23 protein-coding genes, 1 tRNA gene and 1 riboswitch are annotated in these 24,489 nt (G+C 72.2%); of the genes, 12 read left to right on the top strand and 12 right to left on the bottom strand.

Features of this window, described 5'->3' with window-relative positions:
- Positions 1-231: 231 nt before the first annotated feature.
- A riboswitch (S-adenosyl-L-homocysteine riboswitch) is annotated at positions 232-347 on the top strand.
- Positions 348-378: 31 nt separating this feature from the next.
- On the top strand, positions 379-1,824 hold the full coding sequence (gene ahcY, locus EIM47_RS01670) for an adenosylhomocysteinase (protein ID WP_125075886.1): 1,446 nt from the start codon (positions 379-381) through the stop codon (positions 1,822-1,824).
- A gap of 64 nt (positions 1,825-1,888) precedes the next feature.
- Here ahcY and EIM47_RS01665 read toward each other — a convergent pair whose 3' ends face one another.
- Positions 1,889-2,581, bottom strand: a complete 693-nt coding sequence (locus tag EIM47_RS01665; protein ID WP_019398508.1) for a hypothetical protein — start codon at positions 2,579-2,581, stop codon at positions 1,889-1,891.
- 139 nt (positions 2,582-2,720) lie between these two features.
- On the bottom strand, positions 2,721-3,278 hold the full coding sequence (locus EIM47_RS01660) for a DUF3228 family protein (RefSeq protein ID WP_028914590.1): 558 nt from the start codon (positions 3,276-3,278) through the stop codon (positions 2,721-2,723).
- 182 nt (positions 3,279-3,460) lie between these two features.
- Between EIM47_RS01660 and metF the strand changes: the two genes are divergently transcribed.
- Together metF and EIM47_RS01650 are read left to right on the top strand one after the other, a co-directional pair.
- The gene (gene metF, locus EIM47_RS01655; RefSeq protein ID WP_125075885.1) at positions 3,461-4,285 is read left to right on the top strand and encodes a methylenetetrahydrofolate reductase [NAD(P)H]; all 825 of its coding nucleotides are present in this window, start codon (positions 3,461-3,463) and stop codon (positions 4,283-4,285) included.
- A gap of 48 nt (positions 4,286-4,333) precedes the next feature.
- Entirely contained in the window at positions 4,334-5,119 is a 786-nt protein-coding gene (locus EIM47_RS01650) for a hypothetical protein (protein WP_125075884.1), read from the top strand.
- On the opposite strand, the gene EIM47_RS01645 is transcribed toward EIM47_RS01650, so the two are convergent.
- The 5 genes from EIM47_RS01645 to EIM47_RS01625 form a co-directional block, all read right to left on the bottom strand.
- Entirely contained in the window at positions 5,116-6,525 is a 1,410-nt protein-coding gene (locus EIM47_RS01645; protein WP_051403623.1) for a HAMP domain-containing sensor histidine kinase, read from the bottom strand. The two genes, EIM47_RS01650 and EIM47_RS01645, sit on opposite strands and share 4 nt — an antisense overlap.
- Positions 6,482-7,165 (bottom strand): response regulator transcription factor, encoded by a 684-nt coding sequence (locus EIM47_RS01640; RefSeq protein WP_019398513.1) that lies wholly within the window; start codon positions 7,163-7,165, stop codon positions 6,482-6,484. The genes EIM47_RS01645 and EIM47_RS01640 overlap by 44 nt, the downstream gene beginning before the upstream one ends.
- A gap of 551 nt (positions 7,166-7,716) precedes the next feature.
- The gene (gene rimK, locus EIM47_RS01635) at positions 7,717-8,604 is read right to left on the bottom strand and encodes a 30S ribosomal protein S6--L-glutamate ligase (protein WP_019398514.1); all 888 of its coding nucleotides are present in this window, start codon (positions 8,602-8,604) and stop codon (positions 7,717-7,719) included.
- Between the two features lie 74 nt (positions 8,605-8,678).
- Positions 8,679-8,752: transfer RNA gene (locus EIM47_RS01630), tRNA-Gly, on the bottom strand.
- Between the two features lie 64 nt (positions 8,753-8,816).
- Entirely contained in the window at positions 8,817-10,613 is a 1,797-nt protein-coding gene (locus EIM47_RS01625) for an autotransporter domain-containing protein (RefSeq protein ID WP_125075883.1), read from the bottom strand.
- Between the two features lie 140 nt (positions 10,614-10,753).
- Here EIM47_RS01625 and thiS point away from each other — a divergent pair, with 140 nt between their 5' ends.
- The 4 genes from thiS to EIM47_RS01605 all read left to right on the top strand — a co-directional run bounded on the left by thiS (position 10,754) and on the right by EIM47_RS01605 (position 14,511).
- Positions 10,754-10,954: a sulfur carrier protein ThiS gene (gene thiS, locus EIM47_RS01620; RefSeq protein ID WP_019398516.1), complete on the top strand. Its 201-nt coding sequence runs from the start codon at positions 10,754-10,756 to the stop codon at positions 10,952-10,954.
- A 54-nt stretch (positions 10,955-11,008) separates the two neighbouring features.
- Complete coding sequence (locus tag EIM47_RS01615) at positions 11,009-11,803, top strand: thiazole synthase (RefSeq protein WP_019398517.1); 795 nt, start codon at positions 11,009-11,011, stop codon at positions 11,801-11,803.
- A gap of 2 nt (positions 11,804-11,805) precedes the next feature.
- The gene (trmB, locus tag EIM47_RS01610; RefSeq protein ID WP_019398518.1) at positions 11,806-12,570 is read left to right on the top strand and encodes a tRNA (guanosine(46)-N7)-methyltransferase TrmB; all 765 of its coding nucleotides are present in this window, start codon (positions 11,806-11,808) and stop codon (positions 12,568-12,570) included.
- Positions 12,571-12,657: 87 nt separating this feature from the next.
- On the top strand, positions 12,658-14,511 hold the full coding sequence (locus tag EIM47_RS01605; protein ID WP_125075882.1) for an SLC13 family permease: 1,854 nt from the start codon (positions 12,658-12,660) through the stop codon (positions 14,509-14,511).
- 6 nt (positions 14,512-14,517) lie between these two features.
- Here the strand turns inward: EIM47_RS01605 and EIM47_RS01600 are convergent, their stop codons facing one another.
- Positions 14,518-14,859, bottom strand: coding sequence for a Rieske (2Fe-2S) protein (locus tag EIM47_RS01600; RefSeq protein WP_019398520.1), 342 nt, complete (start codon positions 14,857-14,859; stop codon positions 14,518-14,520).
- 62 nt (positions 14,860-14,921) lie between these two features.
- On the opposite strand from EIM47_RS01600, the gene EIM47_RS01595 reads away from it, so the two are divergent.
- From EIM47_RS01595 to EIM47_RS01575, 5 genes are all read left to right on the top strand, one after another.
- Positions 14,922-15,197: a hypothetical protein gene (locus EIM47_RS01595; RefSeq protein ID WP_125075881.1), complete on the top strand. Its 276-nt coding sequence runs from the start codon at positions 14,922-14,924 to the stop codon at positions 15,195-15,197.
- Between the two features lie 54 nt (positions 15,198-15,251).
- A complete protein-coding gene (locus EIM47_RS01590; RefSeq protein ID WP_125075880.1) occupies positions 15,252-15,968 on the top strand; it encodes a fumarylacetoacetate hydrolase family protein in 717 nt (238 codons plus the stop codon).
- A gap of 75 nt (positions 15,969-16,043) precedes the next feature.
- Positions 16,044-16,469 (top strand): large-conductance mechanosensitive channel protein MscL, encoded by a 426-nt coding sequence (gene mscL, locus EIM47_RS01585; RefSeq protein WP_028914584.1) that lies wholly within the window; start codon positions 16,044-16,046, stop codon positions 16,467-16,469.
- A gap of 91 nt (positions 16,470-16,560) precedes the next feature.
- The gene (locus EIM47_RS01580; RefSeq protein ID WP_125075879.1) at positions 16,561-17,961 is read left to right on the top strand and encodes a M28 family peptidase; all 1,401 of its coding nucleotides are present in this window, start codon (positions 16,561-16,563) and stop codon (positions 17,959-17,961) included.
- A 160-nt stretch (positions 17,962-18,121) separates the two neighbouring features.
- Positions 18,122-20,122 (top strand): glycoside hydrolase family 97 protein, encoded by a 2,001-nt coding sequence (locus EIM47_RS01575; protein WP_125075878.1) that lies wholly within the window; start codon positions 18,122-18,124, stop codon positions 20,120-20,122.
- A gap of 22 nt (positions 20,123-20,144) precedes the next feature.
- On the opposite strand, the gene EIM47_RS01570 is transcribed toward EIM47_RS01575, so the two are convergent.
- The 4 genes from EIM47_RS01570 to EIM47_RS01555 all read right to left on the bottom strand — a co-directional run bounded on the left by EIM47_RS01570 (position 20,145) and on the right by EIM47_RS01555 (position 24,484).
- The gene (locus EIM47_RS01570; RefSeq protein ID WP_037034288.1) at positions 20,145-21,053 is read right to left on the bottom strand and encodes an RNA methyltransferase; all 909 of its coding nucleotides are present in this window, start codon (positions 21,051-21,053) and stop codon (positions 20,145-20,147) included.
- On the bottom strand, positions 21,053-22,558 hold the full coding sequence (locus tag EIM47_RS01565; RefSeq protein ID WP_019397940.1) for an alanine/glycine:cation symporter family protein: 1,506 nt from the start codon (positions 22,556-22,558) through the stop codon (positions 21,053-21,055). The genes EIM47_RS01570 and EIM47_RS01565 overlap by 1 nt, the downstream gene beginning before the upstream one ends.
- 117 nt (positions 22,559-22,675) lie before the next feature.
- Complete coding sequence (locus EIM47_RS01560) at positions 22,676-23,872, bottom strand: DUF418 domain-containing protein (protein ID WP_039730881.1); 1,197 nt, start codon at positions 23,870-23,872, stop codon at positions 22,676-22,678.
- A gap of 66 nt (positions 23,873-23,938) precedes the next feature.
- Entirely contained in the window at positions 23,939-24,484 is a 546-nt protein-coding gene (locus EIM47_RS01555; RefSeq protein ID WP_028914579.1) for a GNAT family N-acetyltransferase, read from the bottom strand.
- Positions 24,485-24,489 lie beyond the last annotated feature (5 nt).

Below are 24,489 nucleotides of genomic sequence, written 5' to 3'. Positions count from 1 at the left end.
CTCTGCTTTGACCAGCGATCTGGCAGCTTAGCCGGGGGTTGTGCGGCGCCGCAAAAGTTTCAGGCGTATCGGAAACCGTCGCCGTGCCGCGCATCGCGGCCGGCCCGGTCGCAGGCCACGCGGGGCGGCTCCCCGCGCCGGAGCGCGACCCGGCTGGCCGAAGCCCGGATGCGGCCCCCTGCCGCGCCGGGTTCATCCCCCGATCCGGATGCGCCGATATAATGCGCCGGCGCCGTCGAGGGGCGCTGCGACCAAGGATCGCGCGGGTTTCCCGCCCCCGCCCGCCAGCCGGGCCGGACTTGGCCAGGCTCGACGCGCATCTTCCGCGACAACGGCGCCCGGACCACTGGGGACTCCCCCTTTCCTCCGGAGCATGCAATGAACGCCGTAGCACAGACCTCCCCCGCCACCGCCCCGTACCGCGTCGCCGACATCTCGCTGGCCGACTGGGGCCGCAAGGAGATCGACATCGCCGAGCACGAGATGCCGGGCCTGATGTCGATCCGCCGCAAGTACGCCGCCGCGCAGCCGCTGAAGGGCGTGCGCGTGACCGGCTCGCTGCACATGACCATCCAGACCGCGGTGCTGATCGAGACCCTGAAGGACGTCGGCGCCGACGTGCGCTGGGCTTCGTGCAACATCTTCTCCACCCAGGACCACGCCGCGGCGGCGATCGCCGCCACCGGCACCCCGGTGTTCGCCTGGAAGGGCGAGACCTTGGAGGAATACTGGGACTGCACCCTGGACGCACTGACCTTCACCCTGCCCGACGGCACCCTCGCCGGCCCGCAGCTGGTGGTGGACGACGGCGGCGACGTCACCCTGCTGATCCACAAGGGCTACGAGCTGGAGCAGGGCGACGACAGCTGGGTCAACTCGCCCTCCTCCTCGCACGAGGAGCAGGTGATCAAGAACCTGCTCAAGCGCGTCGCGCAGGAGCGCCCGGGCTACTGGACCCGCGTGGTCGCCGACTGGAAGGGCGTGTCCGAGGAGACCACCACCGGCGTGCACCGCCTCTACCAGCTGGCGGAGGCCGGCAAGCTGCTGGTGCCGGCGATCAACGTCAACGACTCGGTCACCAAGAGCAAGTTCGACAACCTCTACGGCTGCCGCGAGTCGCTGGCCGACGGCCTCAAGCGCGCGATGGACGTGATGCTGGCCGGCAAGGTCGCCGTGGTCTGCGGCTACGGCGACGTCGGCAAGGGCTCGGCGCATTCGCTGCGCGCCTACGGCGCGCGCGTGATCGTCACCGAGATCGACCCGATTTGCGCGCTGCAGGCGGCGATGGAGGGCTTCGAGGTCGCCACCGTCGAGGACACCCTGGGCAAGGCCGACATCTACGTCACCACCACCGGCAACCGCGACATCATCACCCTCGAGCACATGCAGGCGATGAAGGACCAGGCCATCGTCTGCAACATCGGCCACTTCGACAACGAGATCCAGGTCGACCGCCTGAACAACTCCGGCGCCGTGCGCCTGAACATCAAGCCGCAGGTGGACAAGTACACCTTCCCCTCGGGCAACAGCATCTTCCTGCTGGCCGAAGGCCGCCTGGTGAACCTGGGCTGCGCCACCGGCCACCCGAGCTTCGTGATGTCCAACAGCTTCTCCAACCAGACCCTGGCGCAGATCGACCTGTGGCAGAACAAGGACAAGTACGAGAAGGTGGTCTACCGCCTGCCGAAGAAGCTGGACGAGGAAGTGGCGCGCCTGCACCTGGAGAAGATCGGGGTCAGGCTGACGAAGCTGACCCAGGCCCAGGCCGACTACCTGGGCGTGCCGGTCGACGGCCCGTTCAAGCCGGAGCACTACCGCTACTGACCTGTCCCCCGGGACGGAACACGGAACGGGCGCCGCGAGGCGCCCGTTTCCGTTTGCGCGCGGCTCAGACCATGCGCTGGGCGGCGGCGATCTCCTCCGGCGTGGCCGTGGTCTTCATCACGATCGAGCGGATCGCCTCGGAAACGCCGGTCAGCGGCACCCGGTCGGACAGGCGGCGGAAGGTGTCGCGGCTGTCGTAGCCGGAGCTGTCGGTGAGGTAGGTGTCGTACATCTGCAGCAGCTCCTGGCAGGCGGCCGACAGCGAGCGCTGGCTGCCGGCGGCCAGGGCCTTGCCGACCCGGTCGAAGGTGTGCAGGCAGTCGGACAGCCACAGCAGGTCGTAGCGCGCCTTGCTGTGCTCCGGCCCGTAGTGGCCGCGGGTGTAGGCGCTGTAGTCGCGGATCGCGGTCGCGACCCGGGCCACGTGCTCGAACAGGGTGCCGATCTCGCCGGAGATGTCCAGGCAGTCGATCATCACCGTCGGCACCGGCCGTTCCTCCGGCTCGGCCTCGCTTTCCTCCAGCTCGCGGCGCAGGGCCGCGTGCTCGCGCTGGAGGGCCTCCAGCTGCAGCGCCAGCGACTGCGCCTTCTCCTCGGTCCGGCGCAGCGCGGCGCGGTAGCGGGCGATGCGGTCCTGGGCCTGGCCGTGCGCGCTGCGCTCGCGCCGCAGCCGGCGCGCGCCGATGACCGCCAGCGCCGTGGCGCAGGCGGCCCAGATGGCCAGGACGGTCATCATGACGATCGGGAAGATGCTCATGCGCTCGGATCGGCAGTGGCAGGTTCGCGCCGGCAGCGGGCGCGCCGGACCATCCCCCGCGCGGGGCTGGCACCTCTAGATCGGCCGCGACCGCCCGGTCCTGAAGCCCGGCCGGGCCACGGACCGCGGCGGCGGCGGTTCAGGGCCGCCAGTTGGCGTTGTTTTCCCAGAACTCCACGCTGCGGCGGTAGGCCTCGCGGTCCAGCGGCACGCCCGAGCCGCCCTCCTCCACGCCCAGCGCGTTGCGCATCATGGTGATGGGCGCCATCGGGATTTCCTCCGGCTCCATGGTGTACAGGCAGCCGACGATGCCCCAGTCGCCGTCGATCGGGCTGCCTTCCTTCGCCAGTTGCTCGGCGCTGTACAGGATCGGGATCAGGTAGTTGGCCACCGGCGGCTCCACCCCCTCGAACCACCGCACCAGCACCGGCAGCTCCTCGCGGGTGCGCGCCTCGTAGGCCGAGCGCAGCAGGTGCCGGTTGGCATCGGTGATCGGCACCGTCAGGCAGCGGGTGCTGGTCCAGTTGCGGTGCACGTGCAGCTTGCAGAACGGCGCGTAGCCGTCGAGCACCTTCAGCGGCGGATGCTCGTTGAGGTAGCGCTCGAACTCCTCGGCGCTGCAGTCGCGGATGGTGTTGCCCCGCGGCTGGCGCGGGAACAGGCGGGTGCGGGCGAAGGGGGTCATTACGATGCGCATGGCCCATTTTGGGCCGTGATTCGTGATTCGTCATTCGTCATTCGAAAAAGCAAGGCATCCCCCTGCGCCCCAACCCCGGGGTCCCGGCCCTCCAATCACGAATCACCAATCACCAATCAGGGCTTCTACCCATCCATCGCGATAAAGAGATATGATTGCGGCGCCCCTCGGGAAATGCCGCGATGACGCCGATCAGCTTCGAGTTCTATCCGCCCAAGACCGACGAGCAGCGCGCGCAGCTGGACCGCGCCGCCAGCCGCCTGGCGGCCTGGGGCCCCGAATACGTCTCCTGCACCTTCGGCGCCGGTGGCTCCACCCTCAGCTACACCGCCGACACCGTGCGCCACCTCAACCAGCACCATGGGTTCGAGGCTGCGCCGCACCTGTCCTGCGTGGGCGGCAGCCGCGAGGAGATCCGCGAACTGCTGCGGCGCTACCGCGAGCTCGGCTGCCGCCGCGTCGTCGCCCTGCGCGGCGACCTGCCATCGGGCATGGGCCATCCCGGCGACCTGCGCTACGCCGCCGAGCTGGTGCAGCTGATCCGCGCCGAGCACGGCGACCACTTCCGCATCGAGGTGGCGGCCTACCCGGAAACCCATCCCCAGGCCGAGGACGCGCTGGCCGACCTGCGCCACTTCAAGGCCAAGGTCGAGGCCGGCGCCGACGCCGCGATCACCCAGTACTTCTACAACGCCGACGCCTACTTCCGCTTCGTCGACGACGCGCGCCGGCTGGGCGTGGAGGTGCCGATCGTGCCCGGGATCATGCCGATCTCGAACTTCACCCAGCTCAAGCGCTTCTCCGAGGCCTGCGGCGCGGAGATCCCGCGCTGGATCGCCCGGCGCATGCAGGCCTATGGCGACGACCTGGCGGCGGTGCGCGAGTTCGGGGCCGACGTGGTCGCCGACCTATGCCGGCGGCTGGTCGCGGGCGGCGCTCCGGCCCTGCACTTCTACACCCTCAACCTGGCCCGGCCGACCGAAACCGTGCTGCAGCGGCTGGCCTGACCCGGCGTTCGCCTCCCGTGCACGGGGGGCGTCGCTAGGCTCGGGCGCATGTCCTGCCGGCTGCCGCCCCTGCCCCGCCTTGCCCTTGCCGCGCTGGCCGCCGCGGCGGCACCCGCACTCGCGCAGGACAGCATCAAGCGCTGCGTCGACCCGGCCGGACGCAGCGTGTTCACCGACCGCCGCTGCAGCAAGCTGGGTGCGGTGCCGACCGCGCCGGAAGAATTCCTGGCGCCGACCCCGTCCACGCCGGATGCGCCGGCCGACGGCCCCGCCGGCGGCGCGGGGCAGACTCCGCCCCCCGGCGGCTGCCTGCGCACCCCGTCGCAGCTGGCCGGGCGGCTCAACCGCGCCCTCGCCACCCGCGACGGCAACCGTCTCTCGAGCCTGTACGACTGGGTCGGCGTCTCCGGGCGCGCGGCCGCACGGGTGCTGGACCGGCTGGAACGGATCGCGGCGCGGCCGGTGCTCGGCATCGACCCGGTGCTGTCCGCGGCGCCGGCCAGCGAGCCGCCGCCGGCGGTGGCGGAACCGGAACGGGAGCCGGTGCCGGAGCTTGCGGGCATGTCCGGATCGGCGCCGCCGGAAGCCGCACGCTGGCTGCCGGACTGGATGCGCATGGACGGCGGCGGCACGGGCAGCGCGCGCGGCAGTGCGGATGAAGCACTGGCGCAGGCAGCGGCAGAGCCGGTACTGCTGGCCTCCACCGCCGCGCCGCCACCGGCGCCGCGCACGGTGGGCCTGCGCGTGGAGCAGGCCTTGCCGGGCACGGCGACGCCGGCGCGGACCGTGTTCGGCCTGCAGCGCCGCTTCGGCTGCCTGTGGCTGAAGCTCTAGCCGGCGCGCACCGCGGCCGCCCCGCGGCCGCCGAAGGCCAGGGTCGCGACCACGCCGTGCTGGCCGTCCTCGCGCGGCCTGACGCTGACCTCCCAGCCGTACAGCTCGCACAGCCGGCTGACGATCGACAGGCCGATGCCCGCGCCCTGCGAATGCCCGGCGTGGGTGCCGCGGTAGCCGCGGCGGAACAGGCCGGCCGCATCCTCGCTGCTGAGCCCGGGCCCGGTGTCGACCACCTGCACCGCGCCCGGCAGCAGCCGCACCCGCACCTCGCCGGAAGGCGTGTACTTGACCGCGTTGCCGATCAGGTTGCCCAGCGCCACCGACAGCGCCGCCTCCGGCGCCTCCACCACCAGCTCGCCCTCACGCCCTTCCAGGCGCAGCTCCAGCGACTTGCCGCCCAGCTGCGCGCGGTGCGATTCCAGCAGCTGCTCGGCGACCACGGCCACGTCGCTGCGGCCCTGGCCACGCTCGTTGCGCGACAGCAGCAGCAGCGAGCCGATCAGGTCGCTGCACTGCTGCTCGGCGCGCTGGATGCGCAGCAGCCGGGCGCGGGTGCGCTCGTCCAGGTCCGGGCGCGACAGCAGCAGTTCCACCGCACCCTTGATCACCGCCAGCGGGGTGCGCAACTCGTGGCTGACGTCGGCGTTGAACTCGCGGTCGCGCTGCACCACCTCGGTCAGCCGGGTGGCGTAGTCGTCCAGCGCCTCGGCCAGCTGGCCGACCTCGTCCTCGGGGAAGTGCGGCGCCAGCTTCTTCGGCTGGCTGCTGCCGCGGTAGGCGCGCAGGCGCGCGGCCAGCTCGGTCACCGGGCGCATCACCCGCGACGCCGACCACCAGCCGATCAGCCACGACAGCGCGCTGAACAGCACCAGCGAGGCGAACAGCGCGCGCTTGAGCTGGGCCTCGCCGCGCAGCGCCTGGGTCATGTCGTAGGCCAGGAAGAACCACTCGTCAGGGGTCTTGCGCACCGCCAGCTTGTACGCGAACGGCTCGCCGTCCTCGTCGCGGCCGACGATGTTGTGGATCCCGTCCGGCAGCTCGTACCAGTCCGGCTCGTCGCGGCGCAGCTGCTCGAAGTCCGGGCGCCGCACCACCCGCCCGTACATCTGCTGAACCGGCAGGTCCGGGTTGCGGGTCGGGTCGATGTAGAACCGGCGCGCGTACTCGTTGATGTTGCGGTTCATCACGTCCTCGACCAGCTGGTTCTCCACGCGCTGGCGCGCGTAGTCGGTGAGGAACGCGAACAGTGCCGTCAGGCCGGTGCCCAGCAGCAGGAACGAGAGGATGATGCGGGTGCGCAGCCGCCTGCGGAAGCGGCGCGGCCGGCGGCGGCCGGGCGGCCGTTCCGCCGGCGCCTGCTCAGTTGCCACCTTCGGGGGCTGCGATGCGGTAACCGATGCCATGGCGGGTCTGGATGTAGGGGGTGGCGAAGGGCTTGTCCACCACCGCCCTCAACCCGTGGATGTGGACCCGCAGGGAATCGGAATCGGGCAGTTCCTCGCCCCAGACGCGCGTTTCCAGCTCCTGGCGCGTGACCACCGCCGGCGAGGCCTCCATCAGCGCCTGCAGGATCTTCAGCGCGGTGGGGTTGAGCTGCAGCAGCCGGCCCTCGCGCCGCACCTCCAGGGTGTCCAGGTTGTACTCCAGGTCGCCGACGTTGAGGATCCGGGTCTGCACGCCCTTGCCGCGCCGGGCCAGGGCGTTGAGCCGCACCTCCACCTCCTGCAGCGCGAACGGCTTGATCAGGTAGTCGTCCGCTCCGGAATCGAACCCGGCGAGCTTGTTCTCCAGGCTGTCGCGGGCGGTCAGCATCAGCACCGGGGTCTGCTTGCGCGCCTCGTTGCGCAGCTTGCGGCAGACCTCGATGCCGTCCATGCCCGGCAGGTTCAGGTCGAGCACGATGGCGTCGAAGTCGTGGACCACGGCCAGGTGCAGGCCGGTCACGCCGTCGGCGGCGAAATCCACGGTGTGGCCGCGGTCCTCGAGGTAGTCGCCGAGGTTGGCGGCGATGTCGCTGTTGTCTTCGATGACGAGTATGCGCACTTAGGATCCTGTCGTTGGCTGGGCGGCTCGCGCCATGGTCGGGCGGGAGCGCATCGGGTTCTGCGCGCGCGGCCGCGCGGCCGCGGCCACGCGGTTGGCGGCGCGCCAGCGGCCGGCCGGGAGGCGGCGGCACGCCAGGCGACCATCCTCGCGTTTGCGGGTGAGCATGGCGTTTACGCGGGCCGGGGCGGAACGCGCCGTCCAGGCCGCCGGCCCGGCGGCGGGCCCCATGGCGGTCGGTGGAAGCGGCAGCGGCTTGCGCATCAGGGTGCTCCGGTCGGGAAGGTCCGCTTGCGCGGTGGGCAGGCGGGGTTCCGCGCCGTCCGATTTTGCCCCTGCGCCGAGTGGGGCGGCAATCCGGGCCCCGGACCTACAAAAAGGCCCAGGCCTGACCGCCTGGGCCGAAGTAGTGCCCCGATTACCGTAGTCCCTGGACACCGGCGGGCGGCAACCCGCCGGGGACGATGGAGCCTGCGGTCCGGGCGAGACTACGGACGGGGCGATTAAAGGGGTGTTAAAGCCCCCTGGCCGCCGCCCGGGTCTTGCATAAGTTATTGATCCAAAAGACTCACGCGTTGGGCGACGTGGTCGATGATGGCCCCGGCCACGTCCACCCCGCAGGCGCTCTCGATGCCCTCCAGGCCCGGGGTCGAATTGACCTCCAGCACCAGCGGGCCGCGGCTGGAAGCGACCAGGTCCACCCCCGCCACCTCCAGGCCCAGGGCCCGGGCCGAGCGCACCGCCACCTCCTGCTCGCGGGCGCTGGCCTCGGCCGGGCTGGCCTGGCCGCCGCGGTGCAGGTTGGAGCGGAACTCGCCCTCGGCCGCCTGGCGGCGCATCGCCGCCACCACGCGGTCGCCGACCACGAAGCAGCGCAGGTCGGCGCCCGCGGCCTCGGCCACGAACTCCTGCACCAGGAAGTTGGCGTACAGCCCGCGCAGGGCCTCGACCGTGGCGCGCGAGGCCGAGGCCTTCTCGGTCAGCACCACCCCCGCGCCCTGGGCGCCCTCGTTGAGCTTGACCACGTGCGGCGGCGGGCCCAGCAGCGAGAGCAGGTCGTCGGTGTCGTCGGGGTTGTCGCCGAACACCGTGGTCGGCAGGCCGATGCCCTGCGCGGCCAGCAACTGGTGCGCGCGCAGCTTGTCGCGCGCGCGCAGGATCGCGTCGGAGGGATTGGGGGTCCAGCTGCCCATCAGCTCGAACTGGCGCAGCACCGCGGTGGCGTAGCGGGTGACCGAAGTGCCGATGCGCGGGATCACCGCATCGTAGCCGGACACCGGCTTGCCCTTGTAGCGCATGGCGAAGTCGCCCGGGGCGATGCGCATGTAGCAGCGCAGCGGGTCCAGCACGCGCACGCTGTGGCCGCGGCCGCGCGCGGCCTCGACCAGGCGCCGGGTCGAGTACAGCGAGCCGTTGCGGGAAAGGATCGCCAGCTTCATCTCGATCTCGCGCGGTCCGCGTGCATGGCCCGGAAACGCAAGACGCCGCGGCTCGCGCGGCGTCTTGCGGGATATGGAGCGGGAGACGGGAATCGAACCCGCGTTAGCAGCTTGGGAAGCTGCAGTTCTACCATTGAACTACTCCCGCACGGCCGGAAGTCTATGCGGCCGCGGGGCACGGGCGCAACGCCCGTGCCCGCCACGGCGCCGGCTCAGAAGCCGCCGGCCAGGCCCAGGAACAGGCCGGCGTCGGTGCCGCCGGCGCGGTCCAGGGTGCCGCGCGCGCCGAGGTCGGCCTTCAGCCCGAACAGGTTGAAGCGCGCGCCCAGCACCACCGTGCCGTAGCTGTCGTCGATGTCCAGGCCCGGCACTGCGAACTCCACGCCCGGCATGGTCTGCAGCCGCGCGGTGGCCCGCGCCGGCGCGTCCTCGAACTCGCGATCCCAGGTCGCGCGCAGGTACGGGGTGAAGTCGCCGGTGTCGTAGCTCAGCTGCCAGCCCAGGCTGCCGACCAGCGAGTCGCGCGACTGGTCCGGCAGGACCAGGGCGCTGGAGGAGGTGTTGCCCTCGGTCCAGCCGTCCAGGTCGATCTTCTGCCACAGCAGCGAGGCCACCGGGCCGTGGCGCAGCGCGCCCTCGCCGAACTGGAAGCCGCCGGACACGCCCACGGCACTGGCATGGCCCTCGGTCGAGCCGGAGTGGCGGCGCAGCGCCGGGCCGATGCGCACGTCGCGGTCCACGTCCAGGTCCAGGTAGGTGTAGCTGGCCTGCGCGTTCACCCAGGCGCGCTGGCCGTACCAGCCGACGAAGCCGCCGAGGGTGGTCTCGTCCTGGGTGAAACCGCCGCGGTTGCGGCCGAAGTCGGCGTCCATGCGCCCGTAGCCGGCGAAGCCGCCGGCGACCAGGCCGTTGCCGTTGGACCAGTCCACCCCGAACAGCGCCGCCGGGGCCATGCCGTCGTACAGCTTGCCGTGGTCGTAGCGCTGGTGGTCGGCGCGCAGGCCGCCCCACCAGCGCACCCCGGCCGCGGCCGGGCGGCCGTCCACGTGCAGGGCCACCTGGTCGGCGCGGCTGCGCCCGGTCACCGTCGCCGCGTGCGGCAGGATCGCCGCCAGGCGCGGGCCTTCCAGCACCGAGACGGCGTAGTCGGCCAGCATCGCGTGGGCCGCGCCGGTGGGATGCACGCCGTCGGCGAACAGGTAGGTGGTGCCGGCGTCCGGGCTGGCGTAGCTGGTCGGGTTGCAGGCCAGCGAGCTGCTGCCCGGCGGCAGGCAGGCCACGCCGGTGACGTTCGCCAGCCCGTAGGTCGCGGGGCTGGCGGCGATCTCCCGCAGCAGGCTGAAGGTATCCAGCGGGATCACCTTGTAGCCGGCCTGGCCCAGGGCGCCGTACAGCGCCTCGTTGTAGCCGGCCGACAGCGCGGTGAGCGTGGCCTGGGCCACGGGGCCGGCGGCGATGGCGCTGGGGGTGATGCCGATGTCGGGCAGGTTCGGGACCAGGATGTAGCGGGCACCGGCCGCGTCCAGCGCGCCCACCGCCTGCACGGTGCCGCCCACCGCGGCGGCGATGGTGGCATCGACCGGGGCGCCGTCGCTGATGGCGAAGATGTCGTTGGCGCCGGTCCACACCGTGTACAGCGCCGAGCCGTCGGCGCGGCCGCCATTGGCGCCCAGGTAGGCCTGGACCTGGCTGAGGGTGCTGTCGGCCGGGGCGTTGGGAACAGCGGCCCGCGAGCCACCCTGGGCGTAGTTGTCGCCGCCGTCCACCGCCGGGCTGGCGTTGGTGCCGTAGTGCTGGGCCAGCTGCTCGGACCAGACCAGGGCCGGGTTGGTGGTGAACTTGCCGGCGAACGCCCGCGCCTCCGGCGGGACCAGGCCGCGGAAGTGGCCGGAGTCGGTCAGGCTGTCGCCGAAGAACACGGTGCGGCTGTATTCCCCGGCCATCGCCGGGGCGGCCGCCAGGGCCAGGGCCAGCGGCAGCAGCTTGCGCAGGGGACGGAACTGGGACATGCGGAACTCCTGTGGTGCCGGGCATCGGCGGGCCGGCGATGGTTGGTTGGAACCGAAACGGTTGCCGCAATGATCGGCGATGCGCGCGCCGGCTCCACGCTGCGCTGCGGCAGGCGCCGCGGGATGCGACAATCGCGGCCATGGACATCGTGCTGAACGGAGAGCCGCGCAGCCTCGCGGCCGCAACCACCATCGCATCGCTGCTGGAAGCCGAGGGCCTGGCCGGGCGCCGGGTCGCGGTCGAGGTCAACGGGGAAATCGTGCCGCGCGGCAGCCATGCCACCCACGTGCTGGCCGAGGGCGACCGGGTCGAAGTGGTCCATGCCCTGGGCGGCGGCTGAGCAGGAAGCGCCGCGCCGGTTCCGCCTGCACGCGCCGCGGGCCATAATCGGCCGATGAACAACGTTCCCGCTTCCGATCCGCTGGTCATCGCCGGCCGGACCTTCCATTCGCGCCTGCTGACCGGCACCGGCAAGTTCAAGGACCTGGACGAGACCCGCCGCGCCACCGAGGCCGCCGGCGCACAGATCGTCACCGTCGCCATCCGCCGCACCAACATCGGCCAGAACCCGGGCGAGCCCAACCTGCTCGACGTGCTGCCGCCGGAGAAGTACACGATCCTGCCCAACACCGCCGGTTGCTACACCGCCGAGGACGCGGTGCGCACCTGCCGGCTGGCGCGCGAGCTGCTGGACGGCCACAACCTGGTCAAGCTCGAGGTGCTGGGCGACCAGAAGACCCTGTACCCGGACGTGGTGCAGACCCTCAAGGCGGCCGAGCTGCTGGTGGCCGACGGCTTCGACGTGATGGTCTACACCTCCGACGACCCGATCCTGGCCCGCCAGCTGGAGCAGATCGGCTGCGTGGCGGTGATGCCGCTGGCCGCGCCGATCGGCTCGGGCCTGGGCATACAGAACCGCTACACCCTGCTGGAGATCATCGAGAACGCCAAGGTGCCGGTGCTGGTCGACGCCGGCGTGGGCACCGCCTCGGACGCGGCCATCGCCATGGAGCTGGGCTGCGACGGCGTGCTGATGAACACCGCCATCGCCGGGGCCAAGGACCCGGTGCTGATGGCCAGCGCCATGCGCAAGGCGGTGCAGGCCGGGCGCGAGGCCTTCCTGGCCGGGCGCATCCCGCGCAAGCGCTACGCCAGCGCTTCCTCCCCCGTGGACGGACTGATCGGCTGACGATGACCGACCCGTTCACCAGCGAGGGCGCCAAGGCCCCGCCCAAGCCCTACACCGCCAGCGAGGGCCGGCGCGAGATCCGCAGCTTCGTCCTGCGCCAGGGCCGGTTCACGCCGGCGCAGCAACGCGCGTTCGACGAGGCCTGGCCGCGCTTCGGCATCGACTACACCGGCCAGGTGCGCGACTACGACGCCCTGTTCGGCCGCGCCGCGCCGAAGGTGATGGAGATCGGCTTCGGCAACGGCGAGGCGCTGCGCTTCGCCGCGCAGCAGGACCCTTCGCGCGACTACATCGGCCTGGAGGTGCACGCCCCCGGCGTGGGCCGCCTGCTCAACGCCCTGGCCGCCGACGGCAGCGACCACGTCAAGGTCTACCACCACGACGCGGTGGAGGTGCTGCGCAACGAGGTCGCCGACGGCGCCCTGGACGAGATCCGGATCTACTTCCCCGATCCGTGGCACAAGAAGCGGCACAACAAGCGCCGCCTGGTGCAGCCGGAGTTCGCCGCGCTGCTGGTGCGCAAGCTGCGCATCGGCGGCCGCCTGCACCTGGCCACCGACTGGGAGCCTTACGCCGAGCACATGTGGGACGTGCTCGAGGCGACCCCCGGGCTGGCCAACCGCGCCGGCCCGCGCGGCCACGTGCCGCGCCCGGAATGGCGGCCGCAGACCCACTTCGAGCGCCGCGGCCTGAAGCTGGGCCACGGCGTGTGGGACCTGCTGTACGACCGCACCGACGCCCCCTCGCCGGAGCCCGTCGCAGGATGAGGCACCTGGCCGTGGCCGCCGTCGTGCACCTGGCATGCGGCCACGGCCGCCGTCCCGCCACGGGCCGGCGCTGAGCACGGGGACGCCATGGAATCCGGCCTGACCCTGACCAACGACATGCGCCTGGTGCTGGGCCTGGTGGCCTTCACCATGGCGATGTTCGTGTTCGACCGGATCCGCGCCGACCTGGTCGCGCTGGTGGTGCTGGTGGTGCTGGGCGTGACCGGCCTGGTGGCGCCGGAGGAGATCTTCAGCGGCTTCTCCGGCAACGCGGTGATCAGCATCATGGCCACGATGGTGCTGGGCGCGGGCCTGGACCGCACCGGCGCGCTCAACCGCCTGGCCGGCTGGCTGCTGCGGCGCGGCCACGGCATCGAGCAGCGGCTGATGCTGATGACCACCGCCATCGCCGGCCTCAATTCCTCGTTCATGCAGAACCCGTCGGTGATGGCGCTGTACCTGCCGGTGGCCTCGCGCCTGTCCACCCGCACCGGGATGGCGCTGTCGCGGCTGCTGCTGCCGCTCGCCGCGGCGATCGTGATGGGCGCGGCGCTGACCATGGTCGGCAACTCGCCGCTGATCCTGCTCAACGACCTGCTGGTCTCGGCCAACAACAACCTGCCCTCGGGCATGGCCACGCTGGAACCGCTGTCGATGTTCGCCCCGGCGCCGGTGGGCCTGGCCCTGCTGGTGGGCTCGCTGCTGTACTTCCGCTTCTACGGCAACCGCAAGCTGGCCGAGGAGGAAACCGGCGGCGAGAACGCCACGCCCTCCAGCACCGAGGGCTACTTCGCCCGCACCTACGGCCTGGACGGCGACGTCTACGAACTGGCGGTGACCGCCGACAGCCCGCTGGTGGGCATGACCCTGGGCGAGGCCGAGAACCTGCACGACGCGCCGGTGCTGCTGGCGCTGAAGACCGGCAACGACACCCGCCTGGCGCCGCCGGCGGACATGCGCATCTGGGTCGGCAGCGTGCTGGGGGTGATGGGCCGCCGCCAGCAGGTGGCCGACTTCGCCCAGAACCATTTCCTGCGCATGTCCTCGCGCCTGCGCAACCTCGGCGACCTGTTCAACCCGGCGCGCGCCGGCATCTCCGAGGCGGTGGTGCCGCCGACCTCGACCTTCATCGGCAAGACCGCGCGCGAGATGCGCCTGCGCCAGCGCCTGGGCATCAGCCTGCTGGCGATCAACCGCGACAAGCAGGTGATCCGCGAGGACGTGCGCTCGGTGCCGCTGCGCGCCGGCGACATGCTGGTGTTCCACAGCTTCTGGCAGGACCTGGCCCAGGCGGCGCGCAGCCGCGACTTCGCCGTGGTCACCGACTACCCCAAGGGCGAGCAGCGCCCGCACAAGTTCAAGATCGCCATGGCGATCTTCGCCTTCACCATCCTGGTGGCGCTGTTCGCGCGCCTGCCGGTGTCGCTGATCCTGATGACCGGCGTGGCCGGCATGCTGCTGGCCGGCGTGCTGAAGATGGACGAGGCCTACGCCGCCATCAACTGGAAGACCGTGTTCCTCACCGCCTGCCTGATCCCGCTGGGCTGGGCCATGGACAGCAGCGGCGCGGCGGCGTGGGTGGCGGGCAACACCCTGGACCGGCTGCCGGAGGGCACCCCGCCCTGGGTGCTGCAGATCGTGGTGGCGCTGCTGACCACCGGCTTCTCGCTGGTGATCAGCCACGTCGGCGCGACCATCGTGATGGTGCCGATCGCGATCAACCTGGCGCTGGCGGTGGGCGGCGACCCGACCGCGTTCGCCCTGGTCACCGCGCTGTCGGCCTCCAACAACTTCATGACCGCCTCCAACCCGGTGATCTCGATGATCACCGGCCCGGCCGGCTACACCTCGCGCCAGCTGTGGCGCGTGGGCGGACCGTTGTCGCTGCTGTACTCGGCGATCGCGGTGACCGTGGTCAACCTGATGTTCTGGGGCCGCTGAGCCGGTTCAGGCCAGCCACACCTGGCCGTCGCGCACTTCCACCGCCACCGGCCGCAGGCGGTCGCCGCGGCACGGCCCGGCCACGCAGCCACCCCGCTCCAGCTCGAACGCGGCGCCATGCGCGGCGCACACCAGCTGGCCCTCGCGGCTCTTCAGGAACTGTCCGGGGGCCCAGTCCAGGCGCCGGCCGGCATGCGGGCAGACGTTGAGCCAGGCGCGCACGGCCTCGCCGCTGCGGTACACCACCAGCGACTCGGACTCGCCGTCGATCACGGCCTGGGCCTCGGCCAGGGCGCCGTCGGGCAGGGCGTCCAAGCTGAGCAGGGGTTCCTGGTTTAACGGATTCATCACACCTCGCGTGGGCATCGCGCCGATACTGCCGGCCACCGCCATTCTGGCACGGCACCGAAATGCACCAACGCTCCTTCCGCTTCGACAGTGCGCGCCTGCGCGACCTGTTCCAGCCCCGCAAGCCGCGGCACCCGCTGCTGCGCGTGGCCCTGGGCGTGGTCGGCGTGGCCCTGCTGGCGCTGCTGGTGTTCTTCAGCGTGTTCGTGGGTGCGGCCATGCTGGCCGCCGGCCTGGCCTGGAAGCTGCTGCGCGGGCGCGGCAGCGCGCACCCGGGCGCACGCCCGGTGATGGACGGCGAGTACCGCGTGCTGCGCCGCCAGGCCCTGCCCCGCTGACCCGGGCCTGCCGCCCCGGCTAGACTGTGCGGCCCTCCAGCCAGCGGGCCGCCCATGAGCGCCGATAACCAAGACGTCATCCCCGCGCCCCCCGTGCCGCGCCTGGCCGTGCGCGGCGGCGGCCGCTTCCCGGTACGCCGGATCTATTGCGTGGGCCGCAACTTCGCCGACCACGCCCGCGAGATGGGCGCCGCGGTGCCGGCCAGCAAGGCCGAGCGCGGCACCCCGGTGTTCTTCATGAAGCCGGCCGATGCGGTGGTCACCGACGGCGTGGTGCCCTACCCGCCGGCCACCGCCGACCTGCACCATGAGGTCGAGCTGGTGGTGGCGATCGGCCGCGACGCCCCGGCCGGGGTGCTGCCGGTGGAACAGGCGCAGGCGCTGGTGTTCGGTTACACCGTCGGCCTGGACCTGACCCGCCGCGACCTGCAGGCCGCGGCCAAGGCCAAGGGCCTGCCCTGGGACACCGCCAAGGGCTTCGACCATTCCGCGCCGGTGGGCGAACTGCTGCCGGCGGCCGAAGCCGGAACCCTGGACGGGCGCGTGCTGGAGCTGCAGGTCAATGGCCAGGTGCGCCAGCGCGCGCCGCTGTCGGACCTGATCTGGGACGTGCCGGAGATCCTGCACGAGCTGTCGAAGCTGTATGCCTTGCGCGCCGGCGACCTGGTGTTCATGGGCACCCCGGCCGGAGTGGCCGCGCTGCAGCCCGGTGACGCCTTCGCCGCCAGCCTGGACGGCATCGCCACCCTGCACGGCCGCGTCGCCGCCTGATCGCCGCCCGCGCCCGGCGCGGGTTACGCTTCGCGCCCGTGCCGCGGGCACCCGTAGACAGAGAAGGAGAACGAGATGGGCATGATCAGCGAGTTCAAGGAATTCGCCATGCGCGGCAACGTCATCGACCTCGCCGTGGGCGTGGTGATCGGCGGCGCCTTCGGCAAGATCGTCACCGCGCTGGTGGACAAGGTCATCATGCCGCCGCTGGGCTGGCTGATCGGCAACGTCGACTTCTCCGACCTGGCCTGGACCCTCGCGCCGGCGCGCGTGGCCGCCGACGGCAGCGAGATCCCGGCGGTGGTGATCGGCTATGGCGAGTTCCTCAACACCGTCATCCAGTTCCTGATCGTGGCCTTCGCCATCTTCATGCTGGTCAAGGGCGTCAACCGCCTGGCCCGCCGCCGCAAGCAGGAAGAGGAAGCCCCGGCCGCGCCGCCGGAGCCGAGCGAGGAAGTGCTGCTGCTGCGCCAGATCCGCGATTCGCTGCAACAGCGCTGAGCGGACCCGCCGCCCCCGTGACCAAGCGCACGGGAGCGGCCCGGCGGGGCTTGCTAGGCTCGGCTTTTCCCAACGCCGGAGCCTCGCCGCAATGCGCCTTGCCCTGCTTGCCGCCGCCCTGCTGGTCCCGCTGGCGGCCGCCGCCGCCGAAACCCGCATTCCCGACCGCGCCCTGGAGCAGGCCACCACCCTGCGCGAGCGCGCCCTGGCCGACGACACCGCCTGGAAGGTCACCGAGTCGCTGACCACCGAGGTCGGCCCGCGCATCGCCGGCAGCGAGGCCGACGCCCGCGCCGTGGCCTGGGCGGTGGCCAAGTTCCGCGAGCTGGGCTTCGACAAGGTGTGGACCGAGCCGGTGACCTTCCCGAAGTGGGAGCGTCGCAGCGAAAGCGCCGCGGTGGTCGGCGCCAACGCGCAGCCGCTGGCGGTCACCGCCCTGGGCGGCAGCCCGGGCGGCACGGTCGAGGCCGAGATCGTGCGCTTCCCCGACCTGGCGGCGCTGGAAGCGGCGCCGGAGGGCTCGCTGGCCGGGCGCATCGCCTTCGTCGACTACCAGATGCCCGCCGCGCGCGACGGCAGCGGCTACGGCCCCGGCGGCGCGATCCGTTCGCGCGGCCCGTCGCTGGCGATCCGCAAGGGCGCGATCGGCTTCCTGATGCGCTCGGCCGGCACCGACAGCCACCGCGTGCCGCATACCGGCATCACCCACTTCGACGAGGGCCTTGCCCCGGTGCCCTCGGCCGCGCTGAGCATCCCCGACGCCGACCAGCTGGCGCGCCTGGCCGCGCGCGGCCCGGTCAAGGTGCGGCTGTCGCTGGATTGCGGCTGGGACGGCGAATACACCTCGCAGAACGTGATCGGCGAGATCACCGGCCGCAGCAAGCCCAGGGAAGTGGTGCTGCTGGGCGCGCACCTGGATTCCTGGGACCTGGGCACCGGCGCGGTGGACGATGCCGCCGGCATCGGCATCACCATGGCCGCCGCGCGCCTGGTCAAGCAGATGCCGCGGCGCCCGGCGCGCAGCATCCGCGTGGTCGCCTACGCCAACGAGGAACAGGGCCTGGTCGGCGGCAGGGCCTACGCGGACAGGCATGCCGGCGAGATCGCGGTGCACCAGCTGGCCGCCGAGAGCGACTTCGGCGCCGGCCGCATCTACGCCTTCAACACCGGCGCGCCGGAGCATGCGCAGGCGGCCACCCGCCAGATCGCGCAGGCGCTGGCGCCGCTGGGCATCGAGCACGCGCCCGGCCAGGGCGGCCCCGGCCCGGACATCATCCCGCTGGCGGCCAAGGGCGCGACCTGGGCCTGGCTGGCGCAGGATGGCACCGACTACTTCCACCTGCATCACACCGCCGACGACACCCTCGACAAGATCGACCCGGAGGCGCTGAAGCAGAACGTCGCCGCCTGGGCGGTATTCGCCTGGCTGGCGGCCGAGGCCGAAGGCGACTTCGGCAGCAAGCCGGGCGCCACCCCGCGGCCGGCGAACTGATCGCGCAAGGCCTCCGCGGCGCACCGCCGCGGAGGCAGTCCGCCCCGGCGGGCCATGCCTGCGCGCCGGGTGCGCAGGTGTTCCGGATCCTCACCGGTCCATGCCGGACGCCAGCCGCGGCAGCGGGTACGCTCCCCTGCACCAGGAAGGGAGCCGCCGAATGCCAGCCATGCTGCGAACCGTACTCGTCCTCCTGCTGGGCCTGCCTGCGGCCCACGCCCAGGCATCCGCGCCGCTGCAGCTGCAGTCGCCCGACGGCCGCAACAGCGTCACTTTCGAGCTGGATGCCGACGGCGCCCCGCTATGGTCGGTGGCGCGCGACGGCCAGGCGGTGATCGCGCCCTCGCCGCTGGGCGTGCGCCTGGGCGGCGGCGAACCCATCGCCCAAGGCCTGCGCCTGGCCGGCAGCCGCGCCAGCGAGGCCGACGAGCCCTACGAACTGGTGGCGGGCAAGTCGCGCGAAGGACGCGACCATTACCGCCAGCTGGAAGTCGAACTGGCCACCACGGACGGTCGCATCCTGGGCCTGGTGCTGCGCGCCTATGACGACGGCGTCGCCCTGCGCTACCGCCTGCCGCGCCCGGCGCGCGGCGACCTGGTGGTGGACGGGGAACTGACCGGCTTCCTGTTCCCGCGCGACTTCGCCTGCCACGCGCTCAACCTCGGCCGCTTCGGCACCAGCCACGAAGGCGAGTTCGACCCGGTCGCCGCCTCGCGCATCCGCCCCCACCACCTGCTTGGCCTGCCGCTGGTGTGCGCCACCGGCGAGGGCAGCACCACCTTCGCCATCGCCGAGGCCGACCTGGACCGCTATGCCGGCCTGTACCTGGCCGGCCGCGGCGATGGCCGCCCGGGCGTGGAGGCCAGGCTGTCGCCGCGCCTGGACGAACCCGGCGTGGCCGTGCGGCTGCCGCGCGGCGAGGTGGACGCCGGCGGCCATCCCACGCCCTGGCGGGTGCTGATGCTGGGCGACAGCCCCGGCGCACTGGTGGAGTCGGACCTGGTGGCCCGGCTCAATCCGCCCACGCCGATCGCCGACACCTCGTGGATCCGCCCCGGCAAGTCGGCCTGGGACTGGTGGTCCGGCGGCCTGGCCCCGGACGTGCCGGAGCCGGGCATGAACACGGCCACCATCCGCCGCTACATCGACCACGCCGCGGCGCTGGGCCTGGAATACATGCTGATCGACGATGGCTGGTACGTCGGCAGCAGCGGCGACGGCCGGTACAACCCCAGGGCCGACATCACCCGGCCGGTGCCCGGCCTGGACCTGGAGGGACTGATCGCCTACGCCCGCCAGCGCGGCGTCGGCATCTGGCTGTGGGCGCACTGGAAGTCGCTGCAGCCGCGCCTGGACCAGGTGTTCGCGCACTACGCCAGGCTCGGCGTCAAGGGCGTCAAGGTCGACTTCATGGAGCGCGACGACCAGCAGATGGTCGCCTTCTTCCACGAGATGATGCGCGCCTCGGCCCGGCACCGGCTGATGCTCAACCTGCACGGCGCCTACCACCCCACCGGCCTGCACCGCACCTGGCCGCAGTTCCTGACCCAGGAAGGCGTGCTCGGCGCCGAGTACAACAAGTGGAGCCGGCGCATCACCCCGGAGCACAACCTGACCCTGCCGTTCACCCGCATGCTGCTGGGGCCGATGGACTACACCCCGGGCGGGTTCCGCAACGCCACGCCGGAGCAGTTCCGGATCTCGTTCAAGGGGCCGCAGGTGATGGGCACGCGCGCGCACCAGCTGGCGATGTACGTGGTCTACGACAGCCCGCTGCAGATGGTCGCCGACAGCCCGGACGCGTACGTCGACGCCCCCGGCGCCGAATTCATCGCGCGCGTGCCGGCCAGCTGGGACGAAACCCGGGTGCTGGACGGGGCGATCGGCAGCCACATCGCGACCGCGCGCCGCGCGGGCCGCGACTGGTACATCGGCGCGATGGCCAACCAGGCACGCAGCATGGAGCTGGACCTGGGCTTCCTGCCGGCGGCGGACTACACCCTGACCCTGTGGCGCGACGGCGCCACGCCCACCGACGTGGTCCGCGAGCAACGGCGCATCGATGCCGACCACCGTCGCATCCGCCTGGAACTGGCGGCCGGCGGCGGCGCGGTGCTGCACCTGCAGGCGGTGCCGCTGCGGATCGCCGCGTCCGACTGAAGCGCGGCGATCCCGGGCGCGCTCAGCACCGGGTCGCGGCCCAGTGCGCGAGGAACACCGCGGTGGCCGCGGCGACGTTGAGGCTTTCCACCGCACCGGTGCCGGGAATCGACACGCGGTGCATGCAGGCACCGGCCAGGCCCGGGTCCATGCCCTCGCCCTCGGCGCCCATCACGTAGACCAGGCGCGCCGGCGGCTGCAGCGCGAACAGGTCCTCGCCGTCGCGCACCACGGTGGCGGCCGAAGCGAAGCCGGCCGCATGCAGGCGCGCCAACGCCGCATCGTTGTCCGGCAGGCGCACCAGGGGCACCGCCTCGGCACCGCCCTCGGCCACCCGCGCGGCGGCGCCGGACAGGGCCAGGGTCGAACGCTCCGGCAGCAGCACCGCCGCGCCGAAGTGCGCGGCCGAGCGCAGGATCGCGCCGAAGTTGTGCGGATTGCCCACCCCGTCCAGCCACAGCGCCAGCGCCGGGGCGCCGGGCGCCAGGGCGGCGAGCCAGTCATCCAGCGCCAGCGGCGCGGTGCGCAGCACGTCGGCGACCACGCCTTCGTGGTGGGAGCTGGCGGCCAGCCGGTCCAGGTCCTCCGCCTCGACCACGCGGTAACCGACGCGGTTCTGCACGCACCAGGCCAGCAGCGGGCGCAGCGCGTGCACCCGCGACTGCAGCAGGTACAGCTTGCGGATCGCCTGCGGCCGGCGTTCGAACACCGCCTGCACCGCGTTGAGCCCGTACAGCCGTACTTCCTCGCGGCGCGCCGGCCGCGGCGCCGGCGCCGCGGCCGCGTCGGGCTCCCGTGCCTGCGGCCAGCCCGCCGCGGCGGGAACCGCGCCACGCTCCGGGCGCCCGGCCGGCGCCGGCCGCGCATCGCCCTCGCGGCGCGGCGGCCCCTTGCGCGGTGGGCGCGGGCCGCGGTCCCAGGGATTGCCCATCAGTCCTTCCTGGACCAGAAGCCGGCATTGCGGATGCCCAGCGCCTCCGGGTCGAACACGGGCTCGACGCCAAGCTTCTTCTGCCGCTCGTAGTCCTGCAGTGCCAGCAGCGCCGGCTTCTGCAGGATCAGGATGGCGATGATGTTGAGCCAGGCCATCAGGCCCACGCCGATGTCGCCCAGGGTCCAGGCGGTGGCGGCGTTGTGGTAGGCACCGAACACCACCATGGCGATGATGCCCAGGCGCAGCAGCAGGGTCGCCAGCGGGTGCGTCTTGCGCACGCCGGCCAGGTAGGTGAGGTTGGTCTCGGCCATGTAGTAATAGGCCATGATCGTGGTGAAGGCGAAGAAGAACAACGCCAGCGCCACGAACGCCGAGCCCCAGCCCGGCAGCACCGACTCCACCGCCGCCTGGGTGAACTGCGCGCCCTCGGAGGGTGCCACGCCCGGCACGCCGCTGACGATGGCCTGCAGCGTCTCCTTGCCGTCCTCCACCACCACGCGGAAGGTGTTGTACATGCCGGTGGACAGCAGCAGGAACGCGGTGGAGGTGCACACCAGCATGGTGTCGAAGTAGATCGCGAAGGCCTGCACGTAGCCCTGCTTGGCCGGGTGCGAGACCTCGGCGGCCGCGGCCGCGTGCGGGCCGGTGCCCTGGCCGGCCTCGTTGGCGTACACGCCGCGCTTGACGCCCCAGGCGATGGCCTGGCCGATGATCGCGCCGAACGCCGCGTGCGCGCCGAACGCGCTGGAGAAGATGTCGGCGAACATGCCCGGCACCTTGTGCGCGTTGAGGATCATCACCACGATCGCCATCAGGATGAAGGCCAGGGCCATGAACGGCACCACCAGCTCGGCGAAGGCGGCGATGCGCTTGATGCCGCCGAAGATGATCAGGCCCAGCAGGGTGGCCACGCCCAGGCCGATCCACAGCTTGAGCATGCTGGCGCCGCCGCTGGCCTCGCAGAACGCCGCGCCGCCGCCGCACAGCACGTTGCTGGCGCTGTCGGCGATGGCGTTGGCCTGCACGCCCGGCAGCAGCAGGCCGGTGGCGACCACGGTGGCCACGGCGAACGCCACCGCGTACCACTTCAGGCCCATCGCCTTCTCGATGTAGTACGCCGGGCCGCCGCGGTAGCGGCCCTCGGCGTCCTTTTCCTTGTAGATCTGGGCCAGGCTGGACTCGACGTACGAGGTCGAGGCGCCGAGGAAGCCCATCACCCACATCCAGAACACCGCGCCCGGGCCGCCGTAGGCGATGGCGGTGGCCACGCCGGCGATGTTGCCGATGCCCATGCGCCCGGCCATGGAGATGGCCAGGGCCTGGAACGAGGAGACGCCGGCGTCGGACTTCTGCCCGGTGACGGTCAGCCGGCACATCTCGGCGAATCCGCGCACCTGCATCACGCGGGTGCGGAAGGTGAACCACAGGCCGGCACCCAGGCACAGCGCGATCAGCGCATTGCTCCAGATGATGCCGTTAATCCAGGCAAGAAAAGCTTCCACGGGTCAGGGTCTCCGGCCGTCGGAACGGAAAGGGGAAGGGGCGGCGCGCGCCGCAAGGTGAAGGAAAGATAACCGCAACCCGCCCCGCCGCGCAGTGCCTTCCGGCACGGGCGCCGCTCAGGCCGGTGCGCCCTGCACGCGGCGGAACGGCACCCGCAGGGTGGTCCAGGTGCCCGCGCGCCACAGCCATTCCAGCGGTCCGTACAGGAAATGGCGGAACCACAGGTGGGCGAACGCCAGCTGCGCGGCGAACGCGGCCAGGCCCCAGAGCACGGCCTGCAGCTGGGTCATGCTGGCGTGCAGGCCCAGGCCGTAGCCGTAGAACACCGGCACGAACAGCAGCGACTGGCCCACGTACAGGCTCAGGGTCATGCGCCCGGCCGGCGCCAGCAACCGCAGCACCGGCTGCGCCGGTCCGTGGTACAGCACCAGGAAGCCGAACAGCAGCACCGCCATCACCGCCAGGTCGAACAGGCTGCCAAGCAGGCTGCCGGCCAGCGCGCGCGGCATGAACATCGCATCGCTGGCCGGCACCAGCGCCGCCAGCGGTTCGCGGGCGAAGTACAGGACCGCGGCCGCGGCCAGGGCCAGCAGCAGGCCGGCCATGCGCAGGCGCGCGAATGCCTGCGGCCGGGCGAAGAAGCCGATCCGTCCCAGCACCATGCCGGCCAGCGACAACCCCAGGATCTGGCTCAGCCGGCCGGAGCCGTGCATGAAAGCCCATTTCTGGGCGTGTCCCTCCACCACGTTGATCCGCACCGTGTCCCACAGGCTGCCGCTGGCGTACAGCGGATTGATCGCGTCGCTCCAGTAGGCCGGCGCGCGGTTGGCCCATTCCGCGCCGGCCAGCCCGGCCGCGATCTGCACCAGCATCAGCGGCTGCAGCAGCAGCACCGCCGCCAGCGCCAGCAGCACGCGGTTGGACCGGACGCGGTGGAACGGCAGCAGGAACAGGCCCATCACCGCCAGCACCTCGAGGATGTCGCCGCGGTACCACAGCCCGTGCAGCAGGCCCATCGCGGCCAGCAGCAACAGCCGCCACGCGAAGCGGACGCTGAAGTCCCGGCCGCGGCGTTCCCCGGCCTGCATCAGGATGAAGAAGCTGGTGCCGAAGCACAGCGCCATCAGGGCGAAGGCCTTGCCGGCGAACACCAGCCACACCGCGTCGTGCACCGCCAGCTGGAACGGGTCGGTCACCGGCGCCAGCCAGTACAGCTCGAACAGTTCCGGCATGTGCACCATGAACAGCCCGAACAGGGCGAAGCCCCGCAGGGCATCGAGGTTCTCCAGGCGCGCGCCGCCGCTCCCTGCCATGCCGTTCCCCTCCACCGGAATCGGCCCATGGTGCATGCACCGGGGGCGGGCTGGAAGGGCCCGGGCTCAGCGCCCCGCGGCCCCGCCCCACAGCCGCGCATACCAGTGCAGGTCGTGGAAGCGGCCGCCCTTGCGGATCCCGGCGCGGCAGGTGCCCTCGTGGCGGAAACCGTTCTTCTCCAGCACCCGCGCCGAGGCCGGGTTGCCCTCCAGCACGAAGGCCTCCACCCGCTGCAGGCCGTACGCGGGCACCGCCGCCTGCAGGAATGCGCCGACGATCCGGGTCATGTGCCCGCGGCCCCAGTGGCGGCGCCCGAGCCAGTAGCCCAGCCGCGCCGCGTGCGCGCGTTCGCCACCCTGCAGCAGCAGGCCGAGGCCGCCGCAGGCGCGGCCTTCCAGTTCGATCGCCCAGGCCGTGGCCAGGTCGACCACGCGCCCGGCCAGGAAGGCCTCGCCGTCGGCGCGCGTGTACGGATGCGGGAAGCGCTCGCCGAGGCCGCGCACCACCGCGGCGTCGTCGGCGTGTTCCAGCAGCGCCTCCAGGTCGTCGGCGCACCACGGGCGCAGGAGGAAGCCGTCCCCCTGCACCCGCAGCCTAGGCGCCGCGCTCATCGCCG

The organism is Pseudoxanthomonas sp. SGT-18 (assembly GCF_003931645.1).
GTDB lineage: Bacteria > Pseudomonadota > Gammaproteobacteria > Xanthomonadales > Xanthomonadaceae > Pseudoxanthomonas.
This window is presented reverse-complemented; position numbering and strand designations above follow the sequence as displayed.